Source organism: Larkinella terrae, from assembly GCF_009668025.1.
Taxonomy (GTDB): Bacteria; Bacteroidota; Bacteroidia; order Cytophagales; family Spirosomataceae; genus Larkinella; species Larkinella terrae.
In genome coordinates, this window is sequence record NZ_WJXZ01000014.1 from 1,830,593 (window position 1) to 1,837,223 (window position 6,631).

Below are 6,631 nucleotides of genomic sequence, written 5' to 3' on the forward strand. Positions count from 1 at the left end.
CGTCGGTTACAAAAATACGGATTTTGCCCGAACACCAACCCTTTCCACTTGGTCGGTGCGGGAGATTTAGGAAAAATTAAGAGTTTGGCCGTAAATAAGTGGTTTTTACGGGGTATCGAGTCTGATAATTTCAGCCATCGATACGCAGGAACCGGAACGAACGAAGCGGTTCAATAAAAAACAAAACCGCAACCGCAGGTCTGTTCAAAATGGCCGGGCTTCTTTTTACGGATCTGACCAGGAGTTTCAAACAATCCTACCGGAAGCGGTTTGTAAGTTGACAATTATTCCAAGCGGTTTTGTAGAATAATCTCAACCTTATTGAAGTTTAGATCTCAATCGGCCCCAAGTGAATGGGCGTCAGGTGATCGAGTTCTTCCAGCTCAAACAAGCGGGAGCGGATCAGAAAGCGCACGCCCAGCGGAATTTCCAGGGAAAAACTTGCACCCCGTCCGGGCGTTACATCAATGGTCAACTGCGTGTGCTTCCAGTACTCAAACTGATCTTCGGACATAAAAAAGTCGCAGCCGTGAATCTGTCCCAACCAGACGTCGGAGGAGCCAACAATGAAGTCGCCTTTGGCAAAACACATCGGCGACGATCCATCGCAGCAGCCTCCGCTCTGGTGGAACATCAATTCGCCGTTTTCTCTTTTGAGTTTGTCGATGATGATGACGGCGGCACCAGTAACCTCAACGCGAGAGATAATCATTTCAATTGCGATTGTGTGATTGAGCGAATGAGTGATTACCAGTGAACGCCATAAATCACTCAATCACTCATTTGCTCAATCACAATTGCTTAAAAGAATCCCAGTTTATTCTTGCTGTAGGAAATCAGCAGGTTTTTCGACTGGCGATAGTGGTTCAGCATTGAAAGGTGGTTTTCACGGCCAAAACCAGATTTCTTATAACCGCCGAACGAAGCATGCGCGGGATAGTTGTGGTAACAATTGACCCAGACCCGACCCGCCTGGATGGCACGCGGAACCTGATACAGTTCGTGGGCATCGCGTGTCCAGACGCCCGCGCCCAAACCGTACAGCGTGTCGTTGGCCATTTCGATGGCTTCATCGACGGTTTTGTAAGTCGTGGCCGAAACCACTGGGCCAAAGATTTCTTCCTGAAAAATCCGCATTTTGTTGTTGCCCCGGAAAATCGTCGGTTCAATGTAATAACCGTTTTCCAGACCGCTGTTCAATCGCGCCGGGCCACCGCCGGTCAGAATTTCGGCTCCTTCCTGTTTGCCAATGTCGATGTACGACAGAATTTTCTCGTACTGATCGTTGGAAGCCTGAGCACCCATCATGGTCGTGGTATCGAGCGGATGGCCCAACTTGATCGCTTTGGTTCGTTCGATAACGCGTTCCATAAAACCGTCAAAGATGCTTTCGTGCACCAGCAAGCGGGAGGGACAGGTACAGATTTCGCCCTGGTTGAGCGCGAACATCACCGCACCCTCGATGCATTTATCAAAAAAGGCATCGTCGGCGTCCATGATCGATGGCAGGAAAATATTGGGGGATTTACCGCCCAGTTCCATCGTCACCGGAATCAGATTTTCCGAGGCATATTGCATGATGAGTCGGCCAGTGGTGGTTTCGCCCGTGAATGCTACTTTCGCAACGCGCTTCGATTGCGCCAGCGGTTTTCCGGCTTCGGGGCCAAAACCGTTGATGATGTTGACTACTCCGGGAGGAATCACATTTTCGAGCAGCTCCATCAGCACCAGAATAGAGGTTGGGGTTTGTTCGGCGGGTTTCAACACCACGCAACAACCTGCGGCCAGGGCAGGCGCCAGTTTCCAGGTCGCCATCAACAAGGGGAAGTTCCAGGGAATAATCTGGGCCACCACCCCAATTGGTTCTTTGATAATCATTGAAACCGTATCCGCATCAAGTTCCGAAACGGAACCTTCTTCGGCGCGAATGACGCCCGCAAAATACCGGAAGTGATCGACCACCAACGGCAAATCGGCGGCCATCGTTTCGCGGACGGCTTTGCCATTCTCCACGGTTTCGACCCGGGCCAGAAACTCGAGATTTTTCTCAATGATGTCGGCAATCTTGATCAGCATGTTGCTGCGTTCCGTTGCCGAGGTCCGCGACCAGGCTGGGAAGGCTTTATGAGCTGCATCGAGGGCCAGTTCAACATCCGCAGCTTTCGAGCGCGGCATTCTGGAGATCAGGCTATCGTCGATCGGTGAGTTATTTTCAAAGTATTCACCACCAACGGGTGGCACCCATTTGCCTCCGATAAAATTTTCATACTGATTCTTGAATTGCGGTCGTTCCAATTGGGTAGCCGAGCGGGTGGCCACGGGTGCTTCTAAGGTTTCCATGGATTAAGAATGAGTTTAACTGATCATCTGGATTTGAATTGTGACAAATTTTGTCGAAATCGTGCAAGATTATTTTCGAAATCGTCTCAAAAACTTGCGGAATTCTCTCTTTGTGCAGATGACAGATAAACGGTATTGAAAAAATGCTTTCTTCGTGATTGATTTAGATTTTTCCGGGATTTCGCCCGATCGAAACAGATTTGTGAACGGAATAGAACGAGCAGCCAATGACATCGATCAAAAAATCAGCCCAAAATTCGGAAGTAATGCCGGCCTGGGGAGGGCGTCTGGATGCCCTTGTCGAGAATAAATTAACGCTCAGCCACGACGTTGCCGAACTGCATTTGTATGAGACATTCCAGCGGGCTCAACTGGTGGAACTGGAGTTTAGCTCACCGGTTTTGACGAGCATGTTGACTGGCAAGAAAGTCATGCATATCAACGATCTGAAACCGTTCGATTACCTGCCGGGCGAGTCACTGGTTTTACCGGCCAACATGCCGATGAAAATCGATTTTCCGGACGCAACAATTCAGTCACCGACACGATGTATTGCGCTGACGATTTCGGATGAATTTATCCGGCAGACGGTCAATCATCTTAACGAAGAATATCCACGCACGGAACCGAACGAACTCTGGGAAGTAAATACCAATAATTACCACTTACAGAACAGCTTTGAAATCAGCGCCTTGATCGATAAAATCATTCGGCTGTACCGCGAAAATAATGTGCTGAAACCGTTTTTTATCCATAACTCCCTGGAGGAGCTGATCGTGCGGCTGATGCAAACGCAGGCCCGGCGCGTGCTGATCGATCAGGCGCGGAATTACATGAGCAATCACCGGCTGGCTTTTGTGGTGGAGTATATTCGCAACAATCTGACGAAGGCGTTGGCAATCGACGATCTGTCGAATCAGGCCTGTTTGTCCAAGTCCCATTTCTTTCGCTTATTCAAAAACGAACTGGGAATATCGCCCATCCAGTTTATTCTTCAGGAACGCATCCGGCTGGCCAAACAGATTCTGAGTAATCCGGCCAAGTCGATCACGGACGCGTGCTTCGAATCCGGATTTAACAGCGTGACGCATTTCAGCAACGCCTTTCGGACCGTTGAGCGCATCAGCCCCCGTCAGTACAAACAGCAGTTGGCTTAGGCGGTTTTAATGTTCGTGCCGACTCATCCAGTCATCCACCGAAAATTTACCGGAACCAACTACCAGGAACATCAACATCAGAAACAGAACGACAACCGACAGCCAGAGTTCGGAATTCAGTGCCGAAAATCCCCGGCTTACGTTGATGAAAAAAACCGCCCCAATCAGAATGGGCAATTGAGCCGCCACGGCGATTCGGGTCAGGCAGCCTACCGCAATCAGCAAACCGCCAACTAGGTGTGCAAAGGCCACGTAATGGACGATCATAACCGGGGTCAGGCCGAATTTACTGCCGCCCACGAGCGAAGAAAGGTAAGTGGTATCTCCAATAAAACTAACTCCTTTCAGGAACAGAATGATTCCAAGCATAATGCGAAGTGCGTCAATCCAGGCAGGGTGATGTGTATCCCCCCAATGCTCAACACGTTGTAGAACGTTCATGACTTAGCTTGTTTAGGATATAACTGTCATAAGTTAGCTATTTTTAATAGACAAAAGCAAGAAATTGTTTAGTTATTGAGTGATTTAGGAGTTGTGCGGTTTAGTGATTTAGCGATTGAGTGAATGTGTGATTTAGCCTAAATAATTTTTGGACATTTTGTGCTGCCCGCCAGCCGCGACCGGCGTGGTTTGGGCATGCGTTTGCTGGTGACCCGGATGATTTCGGGAACTACCGATTTGGATGGATTGACGGTAATTTCCATCGTGAGAAGGTCGTCGAGCGGGCGGTAATCCGGTGGCGTAGGGGTGTCGGTCTGGATCGGGAAATAGTGATCGCCCGGGAATTCGTAGCGTTCGAAATCGTAATCGTACAAATAAATATTGATGTAACCGTCCTTGCTATATTTTGAACTAATGGAGTTGGTCGGCATCAGGTTCTGCGCCTGTAGAATGTCAGGACGGTGGGCCAGCGAATCCTTAAAGTACTCTTTGTAAACCTTATAGCGATTAAATTGGTAAACCATACTGGCCGAATCGATCGACAGGGCAATGTTCAGGTAGTGATTTCCAAATTCACCTTTTCCATTGCGGGCATAGAGTACGCCAAGGTTGTTGATGGCGCTTTTGTCGAGGTGGCCTAAATAACTTTTGATGGCTTTATCGTATTCCTCCGTGTTTTTATAGACATTCCCTAAATTGTTGAAGAATGTTTTGTGCGTCGAATCCAGATCCCGGGATCGTTCATAGTCGCGAATGGAACGGTAATAGTATTGCTTCGCATTGTGAAGATCCCGCTGTTTTTCGTGTTTTAGGGCCAGATACGACCGCACAATCCCCCGGTTATTATACAAAAAAGCCTTGTGATGACCCCGGTTTATAACGCTATCCAGCACACTCTCAGCTTGTTCAATACGGTCTTTTTCGAGTAAAGAAATAGAAAGACCGTTCAAGGCATTGATATTCTGTGAATTGTGGTGAAGCGCCCAGGAAAAATTATCGTAAGCTTCATCCATATTTCCGGATTTCAGATACATATTCCCCTTGTTGGTCAGCATTTTATCGTTTTGCGGAGAAAGCCGGATGGCTTTTTCCAGGTAAGCCAGGGTGTAGCGGTGACTATCTTTCTTGCGATACACTTCGCTGGCGCCCGCATAAGCCGCCGGATGGTCTTTGTTGAGCCGCATGACAATGCTCAGATTGACCAAAGCCGTATCCAATTGATTCAGTTCCAGAAAGGTAAGGCCACGACTCAGAAAACAATCCGCAAGGTCTTTTTCTTTTTCTTCGAACAAGTCCGGCGCTTTCGTAAAATGCTCCAGCGCCTGTTCATGCAAACCCTGACGGTGACTGACGACGCCCAAACCGAGATGGATATGCTGGTTTTCCGGTTCCAGCGCTAATGCCGTTTCAAATTCAATGCGCGCCGAGCGGTAATCCCGGATGCTGCACAAGGCATTCCCTAAACCGGTTCGGGCCTGAACCCACTGGGGACGGAACTGTACGGCCCGGCGAAACTCGGCGACAGCTTTCGTAAACTCCTTCTGGCCATACAAGGCATTTGCGAGTCCGAAACGGGCCGGGGCTTGAAAGGTGCGGTCGCCGGAGAGCAGGTATGTATTGAATTGCTCGCCAGCTTCTTCGTATTTTTTCAGACCAAGCAGGGCATTTCCGATCCGGACGGGCAACAAATTAGCCAGTTCGGGCACTTTTTCGAGGGCTTCGTAAAGATGAAGGGCCTCCCGGTATTTTCCCAAACCCAGCAAAGCATCCCCTTTTGTCAGTCGATACATGGGTTCAGCGGGGCGCATTCGCGCGGCTTCGGAAGCTGCCCGCAGGGCTTCGTCAAATTGCCCGGCGTGGAGATGCGCAACCGCCCGATTGAAAGCAATTTTGTCGGCTCCCTTACCGCCAGCGGTGTTTTCCAATAAGGCCAAACCCACATTGACATCGCCACTCAGGCAGAAGAAAACTCCTTGATTGGCCTGTGCATGTGCGAACGATGGAATCTTTTGCAGGAGGCTACTGGCTTCTTCGAATCGTTTCAGTCGACCCAGAACGATGGCCTGATTATAAAGCAATGTATCGGAAGGTCGGCCGGCTGCGGCCCGTTGCAGGAGCTGAAGTGCGCCCGAATAATTCTTATTCCGGGCCAGTTTAAGCGCTGTATTATTTAAACGCGGAATGGAGTCGTTATCCACTTGATTCGCAGGAACTCCCCCCAATGAATGCCCGGCTATCGGTAGACACACGATGTACCCCAACAGCATTATAGCTTTCCCCAGCAATCTCGGCATCATTTACTTCCAGGTGACAATAGTTAAGACGGGTCGGGTGAAGATACGGTTTTTGAGCGGACGAGCCAAAGAAAGTGAGTTTGAGGTCCGATTTATTGAGTGTTTGGTCTAATATTTCGGGAAAAATATCGTTCTATTTAGTTTTTGCTGAGCAACAATCCGGTGTATGTTGGAGCAAGCGCGACTAGTCCGTCGCACGAAACGGAGCAGGAAAAAGCCGTAAAAAGGATGCCAATAGCGGGGGAAAGGTTTCCGGCTTAGCGTACATTTCGAAACAACTAAACCGGAAACTACTCAGAGACTGTCTAAGATTTAGATTTCCTCTTTTTTCGGTCTGCCCCCAACCCCCTAAAGGCCGGGCGGCCGGTGCCGGGCTTTAATCGGCGTCTCGAAGCCCGG

Annotated in this window: 5 protein-coding genes; 1 reads left to right on the top strand and 4 read right to left on the bottom strand. The window is 49.3% G+C overall.

All coding sequences use genetic code 11. The features are described from left to right. Positions 1–328 precede the first annotated feature (328 nt). Together GJJ30_RS29215 and GJJ30_RS29220 are read right to left on the bottom strand one after the other, a co-directional pair. Entirely contained in the window at positions 329–712 is a 384-nt protein-coding gene (locus tag GJJ30_RS29215; protein WP_154178684.1) for a DUF779 domain-containing protein, read from the bottom strand. 89 nt (positions 713–801) lie between these two features. Then, positions 802–2,340, bottom strand: a complete 1,539-nt coding sequence (locus GJJ30_RS29220; RefSeq protein ID WP_154178685.1) for an aldehyde dehydrogenase family protein — start codon at positions 2,338–2,340, stop codon at positions 802–804. 227 nt (positions 2,341–2,567) lie between these two features. Here GJJ30_RS29220 and GJJ30_RS29225 point away from each other — a divergent pair, with 227 nt between their 5' ends. Next, positions 2,568–3,497, top strand: coding sequence for an AraC family transcriptional regulator (locus GJJ30_RS29225; RefSeq protein WP_154178686.1), 930 nt, complete (start codon positions 2,568–2,570; stop codon positions 3,495–3,497). 6 nt (positions 3,498–3,503) lie between these two features. Here the strand turns inward: GJJ30_RS29225 and GJJ30_RS29230 are convergent, their stop codons facing one another. Continuing rightward, positions 3,504–3,938 carry a DoxX family protein gene (locus GJJ30_RS29230; RefSeq protein WP_154178687.1) on the bottom strand — a complete coding sequence of 145 codons (435 nt, stop codon included), beginning with the start codon at positions 3,936–3,938 and terminating at the stop codon, positions 3,504–3,506. Between the two features lie 137 nt (positions 3,939–4,075). Then, positions 4,076–6,136 carry a tetratricopeptide repeat protein gene (locus GJJ30_RS29235; RefSeq protein WP_170299298.1) on the bottom strand — a complete coding sequence of 687 codons (2,061 nt, stop codon included), beginning with the start codon at positions 6,134–6,136 and terminating at the stop codon, positions 4,076–4,078. Between the last annotated feature and the right edge of the window lie 495 nt (positions 6,137–6,631).

Bases quoted from the DNA above. Each gene is read 5' to 3' on its own strand.
- GJJ30_RS29215 (WP_154178684.1), bottom strand. From the start codon at position 712: ATGATTATCTCTCGCGTTGAGGTTACTGGTGCCGCCGTCATCATCATC.
- GJJ30_RS29220 (WP_154178685.1), bottom strand. From the start codon at position 2,340: ATGGAAACCTTAGAAGCACCCGTGGCCACCCGCTCGGCTACCCAATTG.
- GJJ30_RS29225 (WP_154178686.1), top strand. From the start codon at position 2,568: ATGACATCGATCAAAAAATCAGCCCAAAATTCGGAAGTAATGCCGGCC.
- GJJ30_RS29230 (WP_154178687.1), bottom strand. From the start codon at position 3,938: ATGAACGTTCTACAACGTGTTGAGCATTGGGGGGATACACATCACCCT.